Source organism: Streptosporangium nanhuense (assembly GCF_059358815.1).
Genome location: NZ_JCADBG010000036.1, coordinates 44,348 through 66,621 on the forward strand (window position 1 = coordinate 44,348; position 22,274 = coordinate 66,621).

The 22,274-nt window shown below is 70.6% G+C and carries 13 protein-coding genes; 5 read left to right on the plus strand and 8 right to left on the minus strand.

The annotated features are described in order from the left end of the window. Window positions 1-24: 24 nt before the first annotated feature. Window positions 25-1,293: a hypothetical protein gene (locus tag AC5L38_RS40805; protein WP_495248178.1), complete on the minus strand. Its 1,269-nt coding sequence runs from the start codon at window positions 1,291-1,293 to the stop codon at window positions 25-27. 373 nt (window positions 1,294-1,666) lie between these two features. Between AC5L38_RS40805 and AC5L38_RS40810 the strand changes: the two genes are divergently transcribed. Together AC5L38_RS40810 and AC5L38_RS40815 are read left to right on the plus strand one after the other, a co-directional pair. Next, complete coding sequence (locus AC5L38_RS40810) at window positions 1,667-5,497, plus strand: S8 family serine peptidase (protein WP_495248179.1); 3,831 nt, start codon at window positions 1,667-1,669, stop codon at window positions 5,495-5,497. 474 nt (window positions 5,498-5,971) lie between these two features. After that, complete coding sequence (locus AC5L38_RS40815; RefSeq protein ID WP_495248180.1) at window positions 5,972-6,265, plus strand: hypothetical protein; 294 nt, start codon at window positions 5,972-5,974, stop codon at window positions 6,263-6,265. Between the two features lie 35 nt (window positions 6,266-6,300). Here AC5L38_RS40815 and AC5L38_RS40820 read toward each other — a convergent pair whose 3' ends face one another. Beyond that, window positions 6,301-7,371 (minus strand): hypothetical protein, encoded by a 1,071-nt coding sequence (locus AC5L38_RS40820; RefSeq protein WP_495248181.1) that lies wholly within the window; start codon window positions 7,369-7,371, stop codon window positions 6,301-6,303. A 241-nt stretch (window positions 7,372-7,612) separates the two neighbouring features. On the opposite strand from AC5L38_RS40820, the gene AC5L38_RS40825 reads away from it, so the two are divergent. Next, window positions 7,613-8,863 (plus strand): hypothetical protein, encoded by a 1,251-nt coding sequence (locus AC5L38_RS40825; RefSeq protein ID WP_495248182.1) that lies wholly within the window; start codon window positions 7,613-7,615, stop codon window positions 8,861-8,863. Window positions 8,864-8,867: 4 nt separating this feature from the next. Here AC5L38_RS40825 and AC5L38_RS40830 read toward each other — a convergent pair whose 3' ends face one another. Beyond that, complete coding sequence (locus AC5L38_RS40830) at window positions 8,868-9,461, minus strand: ATP-binding protein (protein ID WP_495248183.1); 594 nt, start codon at window positions 9,459-9,461, stop codon at window positions 8,868-8,870. Window positions 9,462-9,788: 327 nt separating this feature from the next. On the opposite strand from AC5L38_RS40830, the gene AC5L38_RS40835 reads away from it, so the two are divergent. Beyond that, the gene (locus AC5L38_RS40835) at window positions 9,789-11,399 is read left to right on the plus strand and encodes an NsdA family TPR-like regulatory protein (protein WP_495248184.1); all 1,611 of its coding nucleotides are present in this window, start codon (window positions 9,789-9,791) and stop codon (window positions 11,397-11,399) included. Window positions 11,400-11,424: 25 nt separating this feature from the next. Here AC5L38_RS40835 and AC5L38_RS40840 read toward each other — a convergent pair whose 3' ends face one another. The 3 genes from AC5L38_RS40840 to AC5L38_RS40850 form a co-directional block, all read right to left on the minus strand. Beyond that, the gene (locus AC5L38_RS40840; protein WP_495248185.1) at window positions 11,425-12,003 is read right to left on the minus strand and encodes a GNAT family N-acetyltransferase; all 579 of its coding nucleotides are present in this window, start codon (window positions 12,001-12,003) and stop codon (window positions 11,425-11,427) included. 300 nt (window positions 12,004-12,303) lie between these two features. After that, window positions 12,304-13,542, minus strand: a complete 1,239-nt coding sequence (locus AC5L38_RS40845; RefSeq protein WP_495248186.1) for an NAD(P)/FAD-dependent oxidoreductase — start codon at window positions 13,540-13,542, stop codon at window positions 12,304-12,306. Window positions 13,543-13,603: 61 nt separating this feature from the next. Next, window positions 13,604-15,556 carry an ABC1 kinase family protein gene (locus tag AC5L38_RS40850; RefSeq protein ID WP_495248187.1) on the minus strand — a complete coding sequence of 651 codons (1,953 nt, stop codon included), beginning with the start codon at window positions 15,554-15,556 and terminating at the stop codon, window positions 13,604-13,606. A 613-nt stretch (window positions 15,557-16,169) separates the two neighbouring features. Between AC5L38_RS40850 and AC5L38_RS40855 the strand changes: the two genes are divergently transcribed. Continuing rightward, on the plus strand, window positions 16,170-16,877 hold the full coding sequence (locus AC5L38_RS40855) for a hypothetical protein (protein WP_495248188.1): 708 nt from the start codon (window positions 16,170-16,172) through the stop codon (window positions 16,875-16,877). Window positions 16,878-17,427: 550 nt separating this feature from the next. Here AC5L38_RS40855 and AC5L38_RS40860 read toward each other — a convergent pair. Further along, window positions 17,428-18,132 carry a hypothetical protein gene (locus AC5L38_RS40860; RefSeq protein ID WP_495248190.1) on the minus strand — a complete coding sequence of 235 codons (705 nt, stop codon included), beginning with the start codon at window positions 18,130-18,132 and terminating at the stop codon, window positions 17,428-17,430. 2,115 nt (window positions 18,133-20,247) lie between these two features. Then, a complete protein-coding gene (locus AC5L38_RS40865; RefSeq protein WP_495248191.1) occupies window positions 20,248-21,513 on the minus strand; it encodes an ice-binding family protein in 1,266 nt (421 codons plus the stop codon). Window positions 21,514-22,274 lie beyond the last annotated feature (761 nt).

The following is a 22,274-nucleotide window of genomic DNA, read 5'->3' on the forward strand; positions in this document are numbered from 1 at the left end:
TCATGTTTCCAGGCCTGGCCGGTCTCATTCGGTTGCCGCCCCGCCCGTCGCTTCTACCGGTTCAGGACGGGCTCGACGGGCTCGGCGGCGACGCACCAAAGCGGGCACCCACGGAGCAACCCCGATGACGAGCAGCGACGCCAGCAGCGGCATGCGCCACCACCACGTGATGGCCGCCGAGGGCGGGGCGGGGGGTGACGCCACCCAGGGGCGGGCCGTCTTCGACCAGGCCAAGAAGGCGTCGCCGATCGGGAGCAGGCCGAAGGCGTACCTCTTCGTCCACGGAGTGTCGATCGGGAGGCCGGCCAGTTCGCCGTAGTTGGCCAAGGCCTCGGCCAGAGGGGCGTCGCCGTGGATCTGGGCGGTGCCGAGGGCGACCGCGGTCGCCGAGAGGCTCACGCCGAGCGGGAGGGGGCCGGAGTCGACGTCGGCCGGGCCGTCCATGCCGACGGGATACTCGCGTACGGCCGGGCCGAGGCCGAGCGGGGTGACGATGTAGTGGTCGCGGAAGCGCCGGTACTGGCCGGCGGCGAAGACCGGGTCGATCTCGACGAGGAAGCGCTGGCCGAGACTCTGCGAGCTGCCCCTGGCCACCTCGGCCGGGGCACCGGTGCCGGGGTCGGCGTGGTGCGGGAGCAGGCCGGTGCGGGGGTCGAGCCGCTGGCGTACCGCCTGGAGCCAGCGGTCGGCGGTACTGGCATACCGAGGCGACAGCAGTGTGTCGTGCAGCCGCAGCGACGCCATGGCCACGGTCGAGTCGACCGGCCACGCCTGGCCGGGGTAGGCCTCAAGGTAGGGCGACTCCGAGGCGCCGAACGCCTCGCCGAGCGCGGCGGAGTCGTCGGCGAACCGGCGCAGCTCGGCCGGGTCGCGTCGCGCGGGCGGTTGCAGGGCGAGCGTCCCGCCGCGCAGCCAGTTGGTCCAGCCCCGGTAGAAGACGCCGTGCGGCGGGGTGAGGTCCGCGCTGAACGGGGCCCGGCCGGACGGCGACTCCAGCTTGGCCAGTGCCCAGCGCGCCTCGCGCAGCGCCGCCGACCGCTCGCCCTCCGGTGCGCGCATGCCGAGTTCGACCCAGCTCAGGCCGTACAGCGCGTGCAGGAAGACGTACCCCTCGGGGAACAGGTTCTGTGCCTGGTCTCCGGCGCCGTCGTCGAGTGCCGCGCGCAGGAACGTCAGCTGCCGCCGGACGCCGGGCGGCTCGTCGGTGGTGCCCGCGGTGGCGGGCACGACGAGCCGTACCGCGCCCAGCAGCGCGCAGACACTGACCACGACGGCGAGCACCCGGCGCAACATCCGGCCTGCCCTTGGACGCCTTCTCGGGGGCGGTGTCACCTGCGCTGCGGAGGGCGGCTTGAGCATTTGTTGATCTTAGTGAGACACGCGACCAGGTACGTGGCCAAGTGGGCAAAAGGGCAATCAGGTGCGTGGCCGGGTGGGTGCTCCGCCAGGGTGAGCGCCCATGTTCCGGGCCGCTGTCCGGGACATCGTTCGGGACGTCGTTCCAGGACCTCCGGTCGCGCCACCCGTGGTTTTCCCGGCCGTCATCCCCTTGTCGGGATTACGACATGTCCTAAATTAGCCATACAGGATCGTTGATATACGCCCGTTTTATCCCGAATCATGTCCCCTGATCTTTTTGTACCATCGGCACTTCGGGAGAAACTCCTTGCACGGCACTCCCCCACGGAGGAACGGGCTGCTCGCCCTCGCCTCCGCGCTCACGGTTCTCCTCGCGGCCTCGCCGGTCTCGGCCTCCGCCGCCGCCGTCACCGGACCCGCCGGCACGACGACCTCCGCGAAAGCCCCCGCGACCGCTCCCGGGGACACCCCGGCGAAGCTCGCCGAGGCCGCCAAGGCCGCCGGAAGCGCCGGGACCCAGTTCACCGTCACCCTCATCACCGGCGACAAGGTCACGCTCGCACGCGTGGCCAGTGCCCTGGCCGTCGTGTCGGTCACGGGCCCGGACGGCCAGCGCGTCGGCGCCCGGGTCAGCACCGTCGACGGCCACACCTACGTGTATCCCGACTCGGCCGCGCGGTACGTCGGCGCCGGGCTCCTCGACGAGGGGCTCTTCGACGTCACGCGGCTCGTCGCGGACGGCTACGACGACGCGAACAGCGACCACCTCCCCCTGATCGTCACCTACACCGACGACGCGGTGGGCAGGCGTGCCGAGAAGGTGCCGGGCGGGGCCGAGAAGGTCCGTACGCTCAGCAGCATCCAGGGCGCCGCGCTGTCCGCCGACCGTGACGGCGCGGCGGGTTTCTGGACCTCGCTCACCGGCTCGGTCCCAGAAGCTCGTGCCATGAGTGTCCCCTCCCTCACCTCGGGGATCGCCAAGGTCTGGCTCGACGGCAAGGCCAGGGCGAACCTGGCCGACACCGTCGCGCAGACCGGCGCCCCCGAGGTGTGGGCGGCCGGGAACACCGGCGAGGGGGTGAAGGTCGCCGTCCTCGACACCGGGGTCGACGCCGAGCACCCCGACCTCAAGGACCGGGTGAAGAACACCGCCACCTTCGTCCCCGGCGAGGACGTCAAGGACCACCACGGCCACGGCACGCACGTGGCCTCGACGATCGCCGGTACCGGCGCCGCCTCCGCGGGCCTGGAGAAGGGCGTCGCCCCGGGCGCGGACCTGGTGGTCGGCAAGGTCCTGGACAACCTGGGAGGCGGTCAGGACTCCTGGATCATCGCGGGCATGGAGTGGGCCGCCCGGGACCAGAAGGCCAAGATCGTCAGCATGAGCCTCGGCGGCGGGCCCACGGACGGCACCGACCCGCTCAGCCAGGCCGTCAACGAGCTCAGCGCCGAGACCGGCGCGCTGTTCACCATCGCGGCCGGCAACGCGGGCCCCGAGGACAGCACGGTGAGCGCGCCGAGCACCGCGGACGCCGCGCTGTCGGTCGCCGCGGTGAGCGTCGCACCCAAGGGCACCGCGCTGGCGGCGTTCTCCAGCCGTGGCCCCCGCGTGGAGGACTACGGGCTCAAGCCGGAGATCGCCGCGCCGGGCGTGGACGTGCTGGCGGCCAGGTCGCAGTACGCCGCCGAGGGCGAGGGCTCGTACCAGACGATGAGCGGCACCTCGATGGCCACCCCGCACGTCGCGGGAGCGGCGGCCCTGCTGGCGAAGACCCACCCCGACTGGACCGGGCAGCAGCTCAAGGACGCCCTGGTCAGCAGCAGCAAGCTCCTGCCGCAGTTCACCGCCTACCAGGTCGGCGGCGGCATGCTCGACGTCGCGGCGGCGACGCGGAACACCGTCTTCGCCACCGCCACCGCCCAGGTCAAGGTCCGGTGGCCCTACACCCCCGGCCAGAAGGGCGAGCAGCCGGTCACCTACACCAACATCGGTGACAACCCGGTCACCCTCGACCTCTCGGTCACCGGCGGGGCGCCCGAGGGCCTGTTCGACCTGTCCGCGGCCCAGGTCACGGTGCCCGCGCGCGGAACCGCCACGGTCAACGTGATCCTGAACGTCGACCAGGCCGAGCTCGACGGCCACCTCAGCGCGCGGCTCGACGCGAGGGACGCGGAGGGCGCCCTGCTGGCCCACACCGCGATCGGCTTCTACAAGGAGGGCGAGCGGGCGAAGCTCACCGTGCGCGCCAAGGACCGCGCGGGCAAGCCCCTCGCCGGAGACCTGATGGTCACCCGGGACCTGCCCAACGGGCACCAGACGTTCGAGTACTACGGGGTCGACCCGTCCGGCACCGCCGAGCTGCGGCTGCCGACCGGCGACTACGCCCTGTGGATGTGGGGCGACGTGGAGGGCGTCAACGGCGCGTACTCCCTGGGCAGGGTGCTGCTCAGCAAGCCGAAGATCTCTCTCACCGGTGACACGGAGATCACCCTGGACGCCTCCACCGCGCGCCGGGTCACCTCCGTCCTGCCGTCCGGCAGGGACCAGGCGCGGACCACGACGATGTCCCGGATGGACTTCTACCGGGGCTTCGGCAACGGCGCCGTGGCCGACTCCTACCTTCCCGGCGTGCAGCACGACAGCATGTGGGTGCAGCCCACCGGCAGGAAGGTCACCGACGGGAAGCTGACGTTCGCCGCGCGCTGGCGCGACGAGCAGCCTCGCCTGGCGGTCTCCTCCGAGACGCACGACTTCGACGACCTGCTGATCCAGACCCGTTCCAAGCCGCTGCCCGAGGGCCGCTGGACCTTCGGCTCGGTCTTCGCCGGTACGGGATCCGCCGCGGAGTTCGCCAAGGTCCGGGCGTCGGGCAAGGTCGCCGTGGTGCGATGGAGCGAGTCCGTCACCCCGGAGGCGCAGGCCGACGCGGCGGCGAAGGCGGGCGCGAAGCTCCTGCTCATCGTCAACCCCGGTCGCGGCCGGCTCGACGCCTGGGACGCCGTGCAGACCGACGCCCCGCTGGCCGTGGCGTCGATCACCCGCGACGAGGGCGAGCGGCTCATCACCCGCCTCCAGCGCGGCTCGGTGCCGCTGCGCGTCGTCTCCCACCCGACCGTCGCCTACCTCTACGACCTCGTCCACAAGTGGGAGGGGGCCGTCCCGGCCGACCCGACCTACCGGCCGGGGAGGAACGACCTGGCCCGCGTCGACGTCTCGCTCGACAACTATAAGCAGCAGGCGGCGGTGGAGACCCGTATCGACCTTCAGGACGGCCTGCTCCCCGGGACCAGCGGCTACACCAGCGCGCTGCCCGCGCAGAGCAGGCGAACCGACTGGCTCTCCACGGAGGACTCCGTCCGCTGGCACGAGTCGCTCTTCGTCATCCCCGACGAGACCCAGCAGCGCTCGGACATCCTCACCTACAAGGGAGGAACCACCAGCGAGGCGCGGTGGCTCGGCCCGGTCCAGCGTCCCCGGATGAACACGGCGTCCCTGCTCCCGACCCGCGCGGGCGACGGGCTGGTCGTCATCGTGCCCTCCTGGGGTGCCTCGGGCGGCAGCCACGCGGGTGAGGCGCTCTTCAACGCGAACGCCACGCAGACCCTCTCGCTCTACCAGGGCGACACCCTCCTGGAGCAGGCGAGGACCGAGCGGCTCGACCGCACGCTGATGCTGGCGCCGATCGTCAGCCCCGACCGGCTGCCCTACCGGCTGGTCAACGAGGCGTCCCGCAGCGCGTCGGTGTACCCGTACTCGACCCGCACCCTGACCGAGTGGAACTTCAGCTCGGGGTACGTCGAGAGCAACTCGACCAGGGACCTGCCGCTGATCCAGCTCGACTACGACGTCGACGTGGACGGGGCGGGCCGGGCCGGACGCCGGGCCGAGCTGACCGTCACCCCGCTGCACCTGCCGTCGGTGGTGGACTCCGGCCGGATCGGCACCGCCACCCTGGACGTCTCCTACGACGACGGCGCCACCTGGAGCAGGGCGAGCCTCGACCACGGCAAGAAGGGCTGGACGACGAAGCTGCGCGCCCCGGGCAACGCCCGCACGGTCACCCTGCGCGCCGGCGCCCGCGACAGCGCGGGCAACAGCGTCAGCCAGACCATCGTCCGGGCCTTCGGGCTGAAGTAACCGGACCTTCGGGCTGAGGTAGCCGGAGCCGGGTCTTCGGGCTGAGGTAGCCGGAGACCTGAAGCGACCGGAGACGGGCGGGCCCGGCGGGGCGGCCGGCCGGATCAGCGGGCCGGTCCCCCGCCGGGCCCGGTGCGAAAGCGCCCGGGCCCACCCGCGTGCCGGGTGGGCCCGGGCGTACGCGTGTGAGCGCCGGGTGAACGGATCGCCCCTCGCACGCGGGAGTGCTCCGTTCCGGTCTCCTCCACGGCCTCCACGGTCTCCACGGCTCGGGCGTCTCCCGGCCGGTGGGAAAGTTTCATTTCCATTCATGGGATTCGGTCTCGTCGCGGCGTGCTCGACAAGCCGGAAACGGATCGTTCCACCCCGCCTCACGCTGCGGCCCAATTGTCAAAAGAACTTATCGGCCCTTTCGGACCCCCTTTTCCGCCCCCTTGCGAGAGGAGTGAACCTTTCATTCAATGAGGGGCGGTGATGATCGTACTTCTGAGGGGTCTTTCCATGGGAATTCGCATGCGCGTGCTGTCCGCGGGGCTTTTCGCGGTGGTCGCCCTCGCGCTCACCGGTGGCGTGCCGACAGCCGCTTCAGCTGGTCAGGGTGCCGGCGCGATGGACTACTGGCAGTACCACGGCCATTACCAGACCCACGGTCAGTGCGTCGCCGTGGGCGAGGAGTACCTGTGGCCCCACAATCCCGGCGGGGCCGACGACTACGAATGCCTGGTCTCCGGCGGCGGCTGGAATCTCTGGTTGATATTCGCGACCTGACATCCGGTCCCCCCGCCCCGGTTCCCGCCGGATTCTCAGCCGCCGAAGGCGGGATATCCCGGCAGCGGGGGGACGTCCCAGCCTCCGGCCACCTCCCGGAGCAGCAGCCGCGTCGTCTCCGCGAAAGCCGGGAACTCCTCCAGGGTGCTCGCCGTCTCCCAGCGGTGTCTCAGCAGCTGCCGCAGCGTCGGGACGGGACGCCTGGTCCTGTGCGCCGGCCTGTCCTCCGCCATGCGCGGGATCAGCTCGGTCGTCAGGTACACCGTCCAGAGCGCGACCGCCCGCCGTATCCCGGGCTGCCATATCTCGTCCTCGGCCAGCTCCGGGTACGCCTCGACGACCTCCGCGCGATAGGTCTCCTCGATCCTCTCCGCCAGCCCCGCGGGCAGCCTGAAGACGCACCAGCAGGTGGCGAAGGGCATCCGGCAGTACGCGGCCGTCATGAAGACCGGCTGGTAGCAGGCCGACTCGAAGTCGATGAGCCGCAGGCCGTCCGGGGTGAGGAGGTTGTTGTCCGGGCAGGTGTCGCCGGGGGTGAAGGCGAGATACTCGTCCGCGCCCGTCGCCGCGATCCGTTCCAGCTCCCCGGCCAGCTCCGGCGGCGCCTCGATCCCGATCCCGGCGAGCGCCGAGGGGAACCCGGCCGCGTACCGGAGGGGCCAGGGGTCCTCGTCCCAGGAGGGCACGCCCAGGCCGTACCGGGCCGACAGGGCGGTCAGGTCGGCGCGCCGGTGGACCGACGCGGCGGACAGCCGTCCGAGCCCGCGCGCCCAGGCCGACAGGCCGTCCAGGGCCGCCCGCGGATCGTCGCCGAGCAGCACGTCCGCCAGCGTCGGCGCGGAGCCCAGGTCCTCCATCACCAGCAGCGGGACCGAGGCGTCCACGCCCAGCAGCTCGGGACCGGCCAGCCCCAGCGAGAGCCCGGCCGCCTCCGCGGTGAAGGCGCGCAGGCCCTCGGAGTCCGTACCGAAGCTCTTGACGACGACGCTGCCGCCCGCGGCCGTCCGGCAGCGCAGGACGACGCTGCGCGGGCTGCCCCCGAGGTCGACCGGATCGGACAGCTCGGCACCCACAACTTCACTCGCGGCGCGCAGGATCGTATCCATCCCGGCATTCTGCCCTCCGCGAGCGGGTGGACGGGCTCCGGACGACCCGGGCCCCAAACGACCCGAGCTCCGGACGACCCGGCCCCCAAACGGCCCGGACCCCAAACGACCCGGACCCCAAACGACCCGGACCCCAGCCGGCCCGGACCCCAGGCGAACCAGACCCCAGGCGAACCGGGCTCCAGGCGGCCGGGGAGGGAAACCCGTTGAAGGGGGCGGCGCCGGCTGGCACCCTGCCAGGATGCCGACACCTCCTGCGGGCCCTCCCGCGACGACCTCCGCGCTGCCCGATCTAGCCGACGTGGAGGCGCTGCTGACGAAGGCGTTCGGGGAACCGGTGGTGCTCGGCCGCGTGGAGCACCTGGCCCCGTGGGCGGTCCTGCGCGCGCACCTGGCCGGGCCGGCGGCCGGCCCGCCCTCGTACCCGGCCGAACCGGAAGCCAAGCCGGAAGCCGGGCCGAAAACCGGGCCGCCCGTGTCGGTGATCGTGAAGTGGTTGCGCAGCGACCCGTCCGGGCTGCGTATGGACGCGAGGCAGGTGGTGACCGAGCGGGCCGCGCTGCGCTTCCTCGCCGAGGACCTCGGGCTCGACCTCGCCCCCAGGGTGCTGGCCGACGACATGGCGGCGTCGCTGCTGGTCCTGGAGGACCTCGCCCCCCGCACCCCGCTGGACCGGGTGTTGCGCCGCGACGGCGCGGTGACCGCGGTGGCGGGACTGGCGGCCTTCGCGCGGGCGCTGGGCGAGCTGGGCGCGGCCACGGCCGGGCACGCGGAACGCTATCTCGCGAGACGACCGGCCGCGGGCCTCGGTCTCACGGGCCCGGACGACGACGCGAGACGGCCGGCCGTGGCTCTCGGTCTCACGGGCCCGGACGACGACGCGTGGCGGCGGGCCGTGGAGCACGCCGCGGGGTTCGGGGTCGCGCTGCCGGGCCGGGCCGAGGCAGAGCTGGCACGGCTCCTGGCGGAACTCGCCGATCCCGGCCCCTTCCTGGCGTTGACCAACGGGGACTCCGAGGCGAACAACTTCCTGACGGCGGGCGGCGACGGGCGGCTCATCGACTTCGAGTTCGCCGCCTACCGGCACACCGTGGTCTCGGCCGTGTGCCTGTACGTGCCGGGCCCGGCGTGGCTGACGGTGTCCGACCCGATCGCGACCGGCCTGGAGGCCGCCTACCGCCGCGCGCTGGCCCGGGGTGTGCCGCAGGCGGACGACGACCGCCTGTTCGGCTTCGGCCTGGCCGCGGCGTGCCTGACCTGGGCCGCCGCCCGTCTGACCCGCTTCCCGGCGCTCGACGCCCGGGAGCCGGGAGAGAACAGCCGCCTCCAGATGGTCTTCACCCTGGACGCCGCGGCGCGGGCGGCCGAGAACCACCGCGCGCTTCCCCACCTGGCCGGATGGGCCCGCCGTGCGGCACAGACCCTGCGCCGCCGGTGGCCGGACACGGACGTGGACTGGGAGGCGTACCCCGCGTACACCCCACGCCGTTGAGGGATCAGCCGCGCGACGCGCGGATCCGGGAGGAGGCGTACGGCCGCGGGAACACCGTGTCCGAGGCGTGCCAGGCGGGCGGCAGGGCCCAGCGGCCGAAGACGACCTTCCCGCCGTCCGGCGACCGGTAGTGGCCCCACTCGTCGGTGCACATGCCGACGAGCCGCAGCCCCCGGCCGCTCTCGTCGTCCTCCCCCGCCTCGACGACCTCGGGCACGCCGTCGCAGTCGTCCCAGACCTCCGCGAACAGTCCCCCGGTGGTGAGGCGGAGCCGCAGCAGGATCGGGTACGGGCCGGCGGTCCGCGCGCCCGCGTGACCGGGCGGGTGGGTGTAGCCGTACGGGGCGGGCGGGGTGGCGGTGGCCTTGATGGCGTTGGTGGTCATCTCCGAGACGACCAGGACGCAGAGGTCGGACAGCTCCTCCAGGCCCCACGCCAGCAGTTGCGCGCGGGTGAAGTCGCGCGCCTGGGAGGCCGCAACCGGCTGCGCCGCCAGCCGCAACTCGTTCGCGTCCAGGGACAGGTGGTCGGCGGCGTCCGGATCAGGATGAAACGGTGAGTGCATCGGTCCCGGCCGTTCGACGGGGAGCACGGTCATTGATGGCTCCAGGGAGGTTCAACGGAGGTTCGGTCGCGCGCCCCCGGCGCAGAATGGGGACGCCCCCGCCCGAGCGCTGAGACCCCACGAATCCGACGGCTCCGGCGTTGTCCTCAACCCTGCTGCACGGAGCGTGCTGGAAACAGGCGACACCACCGAGTCTGTTCGTCACTCTCAGAGGTCAAGTAGCCCCGCAGAGCGACATCACGACAGGGAGCGGAGATCTGGTCGCCGATTTCTGTACTCGGCAGTCACTGAACGTGATCGACCAGTAACGTTCGGCCCGAAGAATCGCCGCCGGAGAACCCGCCGGGAGGGGCCGAGCCGATGCCACGTGCACCGCGCAGCGTCAAGCAACAGATGGACGCCTTCAGCGCTGAGCTTCGCGGACGTGGTTTCACGTGGGCCGAGGTCGCCGCCGAGTTCATGCGACGCTGGCGCCTCAACTCCCGCCAGGGTTTCCGCGAGGCGCATCGCCTGACACAAGCCAAGGTCTGCCATCTATGGAACGAGTACTGGCCGAACGAGCCACTGACGACCCGGAAACTCGGGTCGTGGGAAGCGTGGCCCGGCCCCACCGGCAACGAGCCGCCGATCGCCGGGCTCAACAGGCTGGCCCGCATCTACCAGTGCCGCACCGCCGACCTGGTCGACGGTGAAGACCACCGCGATGCCGACGAGCACAACACACCGGCCACCCGCTCCGGGGGACGGGCGCTGGTGGCGGCCGGGGCGGCGGGCAGCCTCGGCCCCGACGACATCCAGGGGGTGCTGGCCGCCCTGCCCACCCTGCCCACGGGACCGGTGCCGTTCGGAACCCCGCGCGACGAGGAGTACGACGCCCTGGTGCGGGCGCTCGCCCAGTGGGCGGCGACCATGAAACGGCGCGACGTGCTCGCCCTGATCAGGGCCGCCGCGGCCGCGGCCGCGGCCTCGCCGCTGCTGGACCGGCTCAACGACGACGAGGTCGACCGGCTCGCCCTGATCGCCGCCGAACCGTCCAGGGTGGACGAGGCCACCGTCGACCACATCGACGCGGTGCTGCACCACTGCATGCGCCAGGAGGACACCCTCGGCCCCCAGGCGGTGCTGGGGACCGTGCTGGCCCAGCACCACCTGGTGCGGTCGCTCATCCCGTCCGCGTCGAACGACGCGGTGCGCGAGCGGCTGCTGTCGCTGCTGGCCAACATCTGCCGGTTCACCGCCTGGGTGCTGTTCAACCTCAACGACTTCAACGGGGCGAACCACTACTACGAGCAGGCCAAGTTAGCCGCGCACCAGGCCGACGACGACGCGATGAACAGCTTCGTCCTGGCCAACTGGTCGCAGCTGGCGACCTGGCGGGGTGACCCCCGCCAGGGTGTCGAGCACGCGCTGGGCGCTCTGGCCTGGGGGCACCGCGCCAACAGCAAGCTGCTGGTGTCGTACGCGTGTGACGTGGGGGCCCGCGCCTACTCGGCGGTGCTGCGCCGCTCGGCCAAGAACGACCGGCACAAGGACCACACCCGGTGCATGACCAGCCTCGACCAGGCCCGCCGCGAGCTGGGTCACGCGGGCGAGGGCGACGTGGGGGCCAAGCTCCTCTACTTCTACGGCGACGGGCAGTATCTGTCGACCAGGACCAAGTGCCTGCTGGACATGGGCGACGCCCAGACCGCCGTCGAGATGGCCTCACGGTCCCTGGCCAGGATCGATCCGGCGTTCGTCCGCAACCTGGCGTTCAGCCGTCTTGATCTGGCGCGCGGGCACCTCCAGCTGCGCGCCATCGACGAGGCGTGCGAGCAGATCGGCGAGGCCGCCCGCCTCACCTGCAAGAACACCTCGCCGCGGCTGGCCCGCTCGGTGGTGGAGAGCCGCGAGACGCTGAATCCGTGGGCGAGGACCCGCCAGGTCGCCGCCCTGGACGAGAAGCTGCACGCCTTCCAGCTCATCGCCTGACGGCTTTCCGGCTCCCCACGCTCGATCAGCGAGCCCTGGGCATCTCCTCCAGCACCAGGATGTCGAAGACCGGGGCGGGGATCGGCGGGTCCATCAGCTTGTGGGACACCTTCCGCCATCCCCACCTCCGGTAGACCTCCCGGGTCCGCACGGCCTTGGGCTGCACCGAGAGCGTGGCCCGCTCGGCACCGGATCCCGAGAGCAGCTCGTCGTGGATCCGGTGCCCGACCCCGGCGTCTCGCCGGTCGGGCAGCACCCCGTAGTCGATGACGGCGAACGTCCTGGTCCCGGTCTCGGCCGCGAACCCCTCGTCGACCGGTTCGGCCAGCGCGCTCCACCAGCGGGTGTCGGGCGGCAGCAGGTATCCGTACCCGAACCCGACGAACTCCGGCCCGGAGCGCGCGGTGGTCAGCCGGAACCCGGGCCGTTCGGCCAGTCTGGGGAAGTAGGCGCGCTGGTTGGCGAACTCGGCGGCGTTCCCGTTGAAGGGGGGCAGCGAGAACACCGCCTCGTAGAGTTCACAGATCGTCCCGGCCAGCGCGAGCGCCTCCCGGCGTCCGTGTGTCTCCACGGTCATCTCGTCAGTGGGGGTCGTGTCGGTCATGCCCGTCTCCTCGCCTCCTTCGCACCGCCCTCGCGTGGGAGGGCTCCTTACCCGAGGACGGGTGCGGTAGCCGTCCCGGTTCCTGTACGGGTTCCCGTGCGGGTTCCTGCGCGGGTTCCCGTGCGGGTTCCTGCGCGGACTCCTGCGCGGGTTCCCGTGCGGGTTCCCGTACGGACTCCTGCGCGGACTCCTGCGCGGGTTCCCGTGCGGGTTCCTGCGCGGGTTCCCGTACGGACTCCTGCGCGGATTCCCGTGCGGGTTCCCGCGTGGGACGGGGGGACGGGGGGACGGGGGCGGGGGTCAGCTCTTCGGGAGGTCGGCCAGCGGTACGGAGAGGTCGGCGAGCCGGCCGGGGTCGACGGTCGCGCCGCCGCGGATGAGCTCCTGCGCCGTCGAGATGCCCTCGTCCCACTGGTTGACGTGCATTCCCGCCACGACGCGTCCCCCGGCGAGCCAGAAGGCGTGGAAGGCCTCCGACTCCAGCTCCCCGCGGATGACCACGGAGTCGTACCCGCCGGGCGCGAACCAGCCGGAGAACTCCATGCCGACGTCGTACTGGTCGGTGAAGAAGTACGGCGGCCTGTCGTAGACCACCTCCTGGCCGAGCATGGACCTGGCCGCGGCCGCTCCCCCGTTGAGGGCGTTGGCCCAGTGCTCGACGCGGATGCGGGTGCCGTACAGGGGGTTGAACGCGTTGGCCACGTCACCGGCGGCGTAGACGTCGGGGTCGTCGGTGCGGAGCGACTCGCTGACGAGGATCCCGTTGTCGACGGCCAGGCCCGCCCGCTCGGCGAGTTCGGTGTTGGGGCTCACGCCGACGCCGACGATCACGAGGTCGGCCGGGATCTCCTCGCCGTCGTGGGTGGCCACCGCGCGGACGCGGTCGGGGCCGAGGAGCCCGGTCACCTCGCGGCCGAGCCGTACGTCGACGCCGTGGCGTCGGTGCACGTCGGCGAAGAAGGCGCCCAGCTCGGGGCCGAGCGCGGCGTGCAGCGGCACCGCCCTCGGCTCGACGACGGTCACCTCGCAGCCGTACTCCCTGGCGGCCGCGGCGGTCTCCAGCCCGATCCAGCCCGCGCCGACGACGACCACCCGCTTGCCGCCGTCACGGACGGCCTCGCGCAGCCGCTCGGAGTCGCCGAGGCTGCGAAGGTGGTGCACGCCGCCGAGGTTGGCGCCGGGCACGTCGAGGCGGCGCGGGGAGGAGCCGGGGGTGAGCAGCAGCTTGTCGTACCGGATGAGCCGGCCGTCGTCGAGCTCCACGTGGTGCGTCGCCCGGTCGAGGCCCGTCGCGCGGCGCCCGGGCAGCCGCTCCACGGAGTTGGCGGCGTACCACTCCTCGTCGTGGACGTAGAGCTTGGCCTTCTCCTCCTTGCCGAGCAGGTAGCCCTTCGAGAGCGGGGGCCGCTCGTAGGGAGGTTCGGTCTCGGCGCCGATCAGTGTGATCGCGCCCTCGAAGCCCTCGTCGCGCAGGGACTCCGCCGCCTTGGCACCCGCCAGGCCCGCTCCGACGATGACGAACGTCTGCTCGGTAGTCATAGGTTCCTTCCTACTCCCATTCCCCCGCCGGTTCCAACGATCACGGGAGGCGGCGGGCCGTTCACCCGTTCCTGCGGAAGACGACCACCAGTACCCGCAACCCCAGGATGGCGCTGACGAGCAGGAGGTTGTAGCCGATGAGCTGGTGGAGCCCGACACCCGGGGTGACGCGCGGGCCGTTGTCGGCCCCGAGCAGCAGCGCGGCCATGAGACCCGTGGTGGCCGCCAGCACGGTGAGCAGCACCTGGTGGAGCATCCCGGTGACGTGCCGCCGGTCGCGCTCGTCGGAGAAGAGGCGCACGTTCAGGCTGAAGCGGCCGTGCTCGGCCGCGTCGGCGATTCGCTCGATCCGGCGGGGCAGGCGGCGCACCATGGGAAGCAGGCTGAGCACCTCCCGGGTGACCTCGTCCCGTACCCGCCGGTGGTCGGGGCCTTCGGTGAGGTGGCGGAGCGAGAACGCGCGCGCCTCGGTGACGATGTCGAACCCGGGGGCCAGCCGGGCGAGCGTGCCCTCGATCGTCGCCAGGGCCCGGAACACCGCGGCCACCTCGGGCGGGAGGGACAGGCCGTGCGAGGAGACGATCCGGAAGAGCCTGCCGAACATCTGCACGTCCGGAGGGGCGCCGGCGAGCAGGTGCCGGGCCATGAACCGGCCGAGCTCGCGTTCCAGCCCCCGCTCGTCGATCTCGTCCGGCCGCGGCACCACCTCCAGCAGGGCGTCGCTCACCCCGAGCGGGTCCCCCCGGTCCATCGCGCCGAGCAGGCGTCCCAGCGAGTCGCGCAGCGAGCCGTCGAGCCGCCCCACCGAGCCGAAGTCGAGCAGCGCCAGGCGCCCGTCGGCGAGCAGCATGAGGTTGCCCGGGTGGGGGTCGGCGTGGAACACCCCGTGCAGCATGATCTGGCGCAGCAACGTGTCGAGCAGGGTCCTGGCGAGCTCCTGCCCGGCCTGCCCGCCGGGCGCGGCGGACCCCAGCGAGGTTCCGTCCAGCCACTCCATGACGAGCACCCGCCGCCCGGAGTACTCCGGGTACGGCACCGGCACGTGCACCGGCTCGCCCGCGGAGACCGCCGCCACGGAGGCCATGTTCCCGGCCTCGATCCGGAAGTCGAGTTCCTCCCGCAGCGCGTCGGCGAACCCCCTGGACAGGGCGGCGACACCGAACGCGCGCCCCCACCTGGTACGTCGTTCGAGCGAGCGGGCGAGGCGGTCGATGATGTCGAGGTCCTGCTCGACCACGGTGGCGATCCCCGGGCGCTGGACCTTGACCACCACCTCCTCGCCCGTCCGCAGCCGGGCGCGGTAGACCTGCGCGATCGAGGCGGCGGCGAGCGGTTCGCGGTCGAATCCGGCGAAGGTCTCCTCCACCGGCCCGCCCAGCTCGGCCACGAGCACCGGCTCGATCTCCGCCCACGGCGCCGAGGCCGCGCCGTCCTGCAGCAGGCGCAGTTCCTCGACGAACTCCACCGGCAGCAGGTCGCTCCGGGTGGACAGGATCTGGCCCAGCTTCACGAACGTGACCCCGCCGTCGTCGAGGGCCTCACGCAGCGACCTGGCCAGCCGGACCCTGCTGGAGGGCGCGCCGAGGTCGGGGTCCCGGCCGCGCAGGTACGGCCCGAGACCGTGCCGTACGAGGATGCGCGTGATGCGGAGGTAGCGGCGCGAGCGGATCAGGTGACGGCGCAGCCCTCCGGCCAGTTCCAGCGGTCCCGGAAGCGATCCGGACGGTATCAGGGCCTCGGCGATCACCAAGGGCACCAGCCCGGCGAGCAGGGCGCAGACCACGGCGAGGATGAAGAACCAGAGCGGGGTGACACCGGGTGTGTCCGGGGCCACCGTCCCCGCGAACGCCCTCATGAGCGGTCCGGCGATCAGGGCCACGAACGCGCCGGCCAGCAGCGTACGGACGATCCCGAACCGCAGGTCGAGCAGGCGCCGCGCGGCCACGGTGAACGCGGTCACCAGGACCAGCACACCGATCACGAGCGCCAGGGGCGTCAGAAGGTCCACATTCATCTCGTTCGCTCCACCGGGTACGCCGTCGTGTTCGTCGTGTTCGTCGTGAGGGTGTCCGTCGCGGGGGGTGGGGTTCGGCGCGCGCCCGGGCCGTGGTCCGGGATGCCCGCGTCCCGTGCGTCCGTGGCGCGCGGACGCGGGACATGATCGACGGCGAACAGACTAGATGACCCGCTTCGAGGACAAAGGGGTTCCGCGCGAACCGAGGCGGCCCGGCGATCGGTCCTTCCTGAACCGGTCCGGCACGGCACGCTCCCGAAACGGACGACGACAGGGCGGCGAACGCGGGCGGGACGCGGTCCAGTGACATTCCGAGACGCGGCACGGCCGACATGAGAAAGAAACGCGCATCACCTCTCTTCCCACACATGGTTCCCACACATGTGGAGAATCATCGTGAAAGCGCCACGGACATCGGATCCGCGAACCGGAGAAGATACGCAATATCCCGGGGCGAGAGAATGAAGAAATTTTCGTTTACCCTCCCGGAAACGGAATTCCGCCCCCCTCGAAAGGGGGGCGTATATATTTTCCACGCCGTCAAGATCGCGCCGTAGACGGGGACACCGAGAGCTCCGCCCGCAGCGCGCTGTTTTGATAAGGAGAATTCCGTATGCCATTGAAGCGACGATTCGCCCGAGTCACGGTCAGCTGCGCCTTCGCGGTGGCGGCCGTCCTGAGCCTCGGGGCCTTCGCGCCCGCGCCGCCGAGCGTTCCGGACAACCCGCCCGCACCCGCGACCGCGCCCTGGGAACCCGCTCTCCAGTCGTGGGAACCCGCACCTCAGCCCGGGGAGGTGGCACCGCCGCCCAAGCCCACCGTGCGCGCCCTGACGGCCGCCGAGATCCGCGGAAAGGGACTTGATCGATACATCGACATGTCCCGTCTGAAGGAAACGGTTCCCGACATCATCGACACGGACCAGGGAAGGTTCACCGGTAGTCTCCTTCCTCCCGCGAAGCGGCCGGGAAGCCTCAGTCCCGCCAATGCCTCGACGGGTTGCTGGTATCTCTCGACGACATACGGAAACCCCGCTTCCGAGGGGCTCGCCCATCACACGTGGTGTGGCGACGGCATCCGGATCACCTACACCTCGGCCGGCTGTACCGGAAGCACGAGCCTTCCCACCTATATCTACGAGGGCTGCCAGAATGTCCAGGCCTACGGAGTCGGCTGGAATGTCTGGGACGTCACCGACAGATGGCGTTTCTGCACTTCCTACAACCGTTTCACGGGCGTGTGCTCCGCCCGGATATACCCGTGGCAGAAGAACCGTTACGGCGCCAACGGCCAGGTCTGGCTTCTCGGCTGGGGCAACTAGGACGGCGTCCTGAGCTCGGACCTCCGGGCGGGCCGGAGACCCCGAGTCCATTCCCGAGACGGCGCCTCGCGGGTGAAACCTGGCCGGGCGGCTCTCCGGAAATCGGCCTGAGCTGTCTGAGCTGTCTGAGCGGAAGGAAGGCCCAGGCCACTCCTGGGTCCGGATGATGCGGCACCCGGTGGTGTCGCGGCCCGTCCGAGGGCGAGAGGGAAGAACGGCGGCCGGCGACGGCGTCCGGCGGACAGGTTCAACCTAACCACGAACGCCCCGGTCCGGCCGCCTTCAACCGGGTTCGGCGTCGGCACCGCAGCGTCGGCGTCCGGCCTGAGCCTCTCGCCCGGCCGGGCTGTTCACTCCTTTCGCAGAGCTCTCCCGGGACCTTCGTAGAGCTCGCCCGGACCTTCGCAGAGCTCGCCCGGTGGAAGACGGGCTTCGATCATGGCCCGTTCTCGTCGACGAGATCATCACGCGCCACGTCCCACGCCACGTCGAGGCCGGACCGCACCGCGCGGGCGGATCCACATCCCGACGATCCGAACCACGAACAGACCTAGGGCGCCACGGCCAGCTTCCGTGTTCCAAGAGGCCCGAAGTCATAGACCGTGTTGTTCACCTGCAGTCCATCGATCGCGCCGATGAAGGGGGTGTCCATGCTGAACCCGAGACTCAGCGTGATCACCGCATCCGGCAGCGCGGCCTTGAGTTCATCGAAAGAACACGGAGAAGCCTGGGTGCAGTTGATCAGGCTCCCTGTCGCCCCGGTGGCGTACCACTGACTGCCGGCCGCGCCGGCGTCGTACTGCTGCCAGGTGTTGGGCAGCTGGGAGCCGGGAGCAGACGGACCGGTAGAGGTGTCAGGCAGATAGATCAGGGTCGAGTAGTTCGCCGAGCCCACATTGGGATCGACCTCTATGCTCAGCCCCGGCACGGAGACCTCGGCCGGAGAGTTGGTGCCTGCGAACGCCCAGTACCTCAGGGTCGTGAGATCACTGATCGACAACTCCGCAAAGTCCGTCTCGTTGCCGAAAGTGATCTTATCTGGGCTCTCGCCGACGATGATTCCCAGGCTGCCGACACCATAGGGCGGCGGTTCGGTCGCCGAGGAACTGTCGGCAGGGTCTCGCTCGTACGGGCCGACACGATAGACGGCGCTCGGCCCACCATCCGATTCGCGTCCGATGACGCCCCACCTGTCGGTGCAGCAGATGGTCGCCCCCGGAGGTCCTTGAAGCCCTGTCTCCCCCTGCGGTCCCACCGGCCCCGTCGCACCTGTCGCGCCTACCGGACCTTCAAGTCCTGTCGCCCCTGTCGCACCTGTCGCACCCACCGGTCCTGCTGACCCCTCAGGGCCTGTCGGACCAATCTCCCCCTGCGGTCCCGCCGGTCCCGTCGCACCTACCGGACCTGCTGGGCCTACCGGACCCTCAAGTCCCGTCGCCCCCGTCGCCCCCGTTGCACCCGTTGCGCCTGTCGCACCCACCAGCCCCTCAGGACCTGCCGGACCAACCTCCCCCTGCGGTCCCGCAGGCCCCACCGCACCTGCTGGGCCTACCGGACCTGCCGGACCCTCAAGTCCCGTCGCACCTGTCGCACCTACCGGTCCTGCTGACCCCTCAGGGCCTGCCGGACCAATCTCCCCCTGCGGTCCCGCCGGTCCCGTCGCACCCACCAGTCCCGCAGGACCGATCTCCCCTTGCGGTCCCGCCGGTCCCGTCGCACCTACCGGACCTGCTGGGCCTACCGGACCCTCAAGTCCCGTCGCACCTGTCGCACCTACCGGTCCTGCTGACCCCTCAGGGCCTGCCGGACCGACCTCCCCCTGCGGTCCCGCAGGCCCCACCGCACCTGCTGGGCCTACCGGACCTGCCGGACCCTCAAGTCCTGTCGCCCCCGTCGCCCCCGTTGCACCCGTTGCGCCTGTCGCACCCACCAGCCCCTCAGGACCTGCCGGACCAACCTCCCCCTGCGGTCCCGCCGGTCCCGTCGCACCCACCAGCCCCGCAGGACCGATCTCCCCTTGCGGTCCCGCCGGTCCCGTCGCACCTACCGGACCTGCTGGGCCTACCGGACCCTCAAGTCCCGTCGCCCCTGTCGCACCTGTCGCACCCATCGGTCCTGCTGACCCCTCAGGGCCTGCCGGACCAACCTCCCCCTGCGGTCCCGCAGGCCCCACCGCACCTGCTGGGCCTACCGGACCTGCCGGACCCTCAAGTCCCGTCGCCCCCACTGGCCCGGCCGGACCGATTCCTCCTTGCGGCCCCGCAGGACCCGTCGCACCTACTGGACCTGCTGGACCAATCTCCCCCTGTGGTCCCAGAGGCCCGGTTGCACCTGTTGCACCTACCGGGCCTGCCGGGCCCTCAAGTCCTGTTGCACCGGTTGCACCCACCAGCCCCTCAGGACCTGCTGGGCCGATCTCCCCTTGCGGTCCCGCAGGCCCTGCCGGACCGATCCCTCCTTGTAGCCCCGCAGGACCCGTCGCACCTGTTGCACCTACCGGACCTGCCGGGCCTGCCGGACCGGTCTCTCCTTGCGGTCCGGCAGGCCCGGCCGGACCGATCTCTCCTTGTGGTCCCACAAGACCCGTCGCGCCTACCGGGCCTATCGGGCCCTCAGGTCCTGTCGCGCCCGTCGCACCCGCCGGCCCCGCAGGTCCTGATGGACCAACTTCCCCTTGCGGTCCCGCGGGCCCTGTCGCGCCCGTTGTCCCCTGCGGTCCTACTGCGCCTGTCGCGCCCGTCGCTCCTGCCGGTCCTTTCGGGCCGGTGGGTCCTGGCACGCCAGTCTCACCCGCGGGACCTTCCGGGCCTCGGGGGCCGTGCAGGCCGGTTCGACCCGTTGCGCCTTTGGGTCCTTTCTTGCCTTTCGGTCCGCGGGAGCCACGCAGGCATACGCAACTCTTGTCCTTGCACCCACATGGCCTGCAGCACCTCTTCCGGCAATGACCTCTCGCATGGGCGTGCGGCCTTCGGGAGGCGGCAGCAGGAGGGCACGTGGAGACCGGCGTTCCCTCCTTGACTTGTGCGATCAGGTGAATACCGATCGATTTTTCCTTGAGCACGCTTGCATGCGCTTGAAATGACATAAACGAAAAAACACCAACGAGAGCCATCGTGACGCCCTGATCTCTGGCACGCCTGCCGAGCCATGAGATCACAACATGTCTGCTATTGGTGAAATTCATATCATTCCGTGTCGTTCGGGGTCCCGAGGGTAGCCTCTGTGACGCATGGGTAGTGATCATGGGATACCCGATAAATACTCCAGAACACGTTGACTTGGCCGCCGAACCGTAAATCCACAATAATACGATGACAGGAAAGCAGTGGAGAGCGGTCCGTCGAGGTTCACATTCACGCATACCAGGACTTTATGATGCGACCTTCGGCCTACGGGTCGTTGAATTCACAGTGAACGCGTTCGGCGCATTCTCCGGATAAAGGCGGGAAAACCTGAAGGGCCCGTCGGTGACCGGTGCGTTCGCGGAGGGCCGGCGCGACGGGCAGGTCATGCGCTTCGCCGTCGCGGACTGCACTTCGATCAGAGGCTCACTGCCACACGTCGGCCCGCATTCCTCTATCAGGCAGAAGCCCTGGGAGTCGACGGCCTGGACGAAGACCGGTGATGTGCTGCCGTCCAGTTCGGCCGTACCAGGAAAGACGGCAACGATCTCATGTACACCTTCGGGAAGGGGGGCGACGGTCAACTCGGCGTGGCCTGTGCCGTCGAGCTGGGCCGTGCCCAGGCTCACTCCGTCACCGAAGAACTCGACCGGACCGGTGGGGACGGTTCCGCTCGGAGATCTCACCGTCGCGGTGAAGGTGATCGGGCTTTGCTGGTTGATGGCGCATGACGAGTTCACCGTGGTGGTGGTGGACCTGTCGGGAGGACCCGCGCAGGCGGACAGGGTGATGGTGTTCGTGTCCAGCGTGACGGTGCCGTTGTGTGCCAGGGTCCGGCCGTCCACGGTCACGCCGGTGCCCACGGTGATCGAGGTCAGCGCGAGGATGTCACCGGCGAAGTCGGTGTTGGCCCCCAGGGTGGACGAGCTGCCCACCTGCCAGAAGACGTTGCACGCCTGCGCTCCCCCGGTGAGGGTCACCGTGCTGGCGGCCGCGGTGATGAGTGTGGAGGCGGCCTGGAAGATGAAGACCGCGTTGGGGTCGCCCTGGGCGTCGAGCGTCACGTTTCCCGTAATTTGAAATGTGCCCGCGGCGGAGTTGTAGACGCCGGGGGTCACGGTGGTTCCGCCGAGCTGCGTCGGGATGGTGGCGTCAGGAGTACGGGAGGCGGCGTCGTTGTAGGCGGCGAGCTGATCGGCCTGAGCCTGTGCGGCGGTGGCGTCGGCGATGTGGAGGGTTCCTATCAAGGTGCCGGGCGGGAAGCCGGTCACCGTGGCGCCAGGGCTGGTCCCCAGATCTCCGGTGACGACAGTGGGCCCGGTGTTCGTGACGGAGGCTCCGCCCAGTACCGCGAAACCGGCGGCCGTACCCAGCGCGACCGGTTCCGCCGACACGTTCGCGCTACACGGTGTCGCGGCGATACTTCCTGTCGCGATCAGGACCGCGATGACCCACGCAGGCAAGGAGCCGACGATGTTTCGTGGTACGAGGCGAGGGCGACCGGCATCTGTCATCAAACTGCCTTTTTCCTTTGCTGCGACTCAGTTCATGCGCATTGTCCATGACACGCCATATCCTCCGAGCGTACCGATTGGTATTTTGACCCCCGTCATCCGACATGCGGGAGACAGAGACTTGATGCCATTTATAGAGAGAAGACGAAACTTCCATGTGATCCAGCAGCACCTTTGGTCGTTCGAGCGCCGAACAACGTTTACTTCTCGACATTTCACTGTGAACGAACCAATATCCCCACGAGACAGGAACAGGCCGCCGAGCGACCGCTTACGGCGCATGGCAGTGCGTGAAGAGGCGAGAAGACATCACGACCGGTGTCTGTTCGAGGTCCAGGTAATCGGGGCGTGAATTCGCCTGCGCGCCGCGGTCGGCCTTTGCGGGGCATGAGGTGCTCGCGTAGCGATCTCACCGATGCCGACGCCGACGCCGACGCCGACACCGACACCGAGCGGACCGTGGGCGAAGCCCGCTTTCCCCGGGACGAGCAGGGCCCGACCCCGGAAGGGCTCCACGGAAGGTGCGAACAACCAGGTCAAGAGAGGGAGCAGGACCCGGGCTCCCTGCCGGGTCCTGAAGGCCGCGGCGCCGGCACGGGCCCCGCCGGCACGTGGCGCGGAGTGGCCGCACGAGACAATCCAGCACGTGAATGCGCGAATCCGTAATAGTGCACCTTCGGCCGTGAGTGTGCATTCCTGCGCAGATGGAAGTGTTGCCGGTTTCTAGTGTTCGTGGTGTCCGAACGGCAACACCCTCCACC

Excerpts from the sequence above, each read along its gene's own strand:
- AC5L38_RS40805 (WP_495248178.1), bottom strand. The coding sequence starts at position 1,293 with ATGTTGCGCCGGGTGCTCGCCGTCGTGGTCAGTGTCTGCGCGCTGCTG.
- AC5L38_RS40815 (WP_495248180.1), top strand. The coding sequence starts at position 5,972 with ATGATCGTACTTCTGAGGGGTCTTTCCATGGGAATTCGCATGCGCGTG.
- AC5L38_RS40820 (WP_495248181.1), bottom strand. The coding sequence starts at position 7,371 with ATGGATACGATCCTGCGCGCCGCGAGTGAAGTTGTGGGTGCCGAGCTG.
- AC5L38_RS40825 (WP_495248182.1), top strand. The coding sequence starts at position 7,613 with ATGCCGACACCTCCTGCGGGCCCTCCCGCGACGACCTCCGCGCTGCCC.
- AC5L38_RS40830 (WP_495248183.1), bottom strand. The coding sequence starts at position 9,461 with ATGACCGTGCTCCCCGTCGAACGGCCGGGACCGATGCACTCACCGTTT.
- AC5L38_RS40835 (WP_495248184.1), top strand. The coding sequence starts at position 9,789 with ATGCCACGTGCACCGCGCAGCGTCAAGCAACAGATGGACGCCTTCAGC.
- AC5L38_RS40840 (WP_495248185.1), bottom strand. The coding sequence starts at position 12,003 with ATGACCGACACGACCCCCACTGACGAGATGACCGTGGAGACACACGGA.
- AC5L38_RS40845 (WP_495248186.1), bottom strand. The coding sequence starts at position 13,542 with ATGACTACCGAGCAGACGTTCGTCATCGTCGGAGCGGGCCTGGCGGGT.
- AC5L38_RS40850 (WP_495248187.1), bottom strand. The coding sequence starts at position 15,556 with ATGAATGTGGACCTTCTGACGCCCCTGGCGCTCGTGATCGGTGTGCTG.
- AC5L38_RS40855 (WP_495248188.1), top strand. The coding sequence starts at position 16,170 with ATGCCATTGAAGCGACGATTCGCCCGAGTCACGGTCAGCTGCGCCTTC.
- AC5L38_RS40865 (WP_495248191.1), bottom strand. The coding sequence starts at position 21,513 with ATGACAGATGCCGGTCGCCCTCGCCTCGTACCACGAAACATCGTCGGC.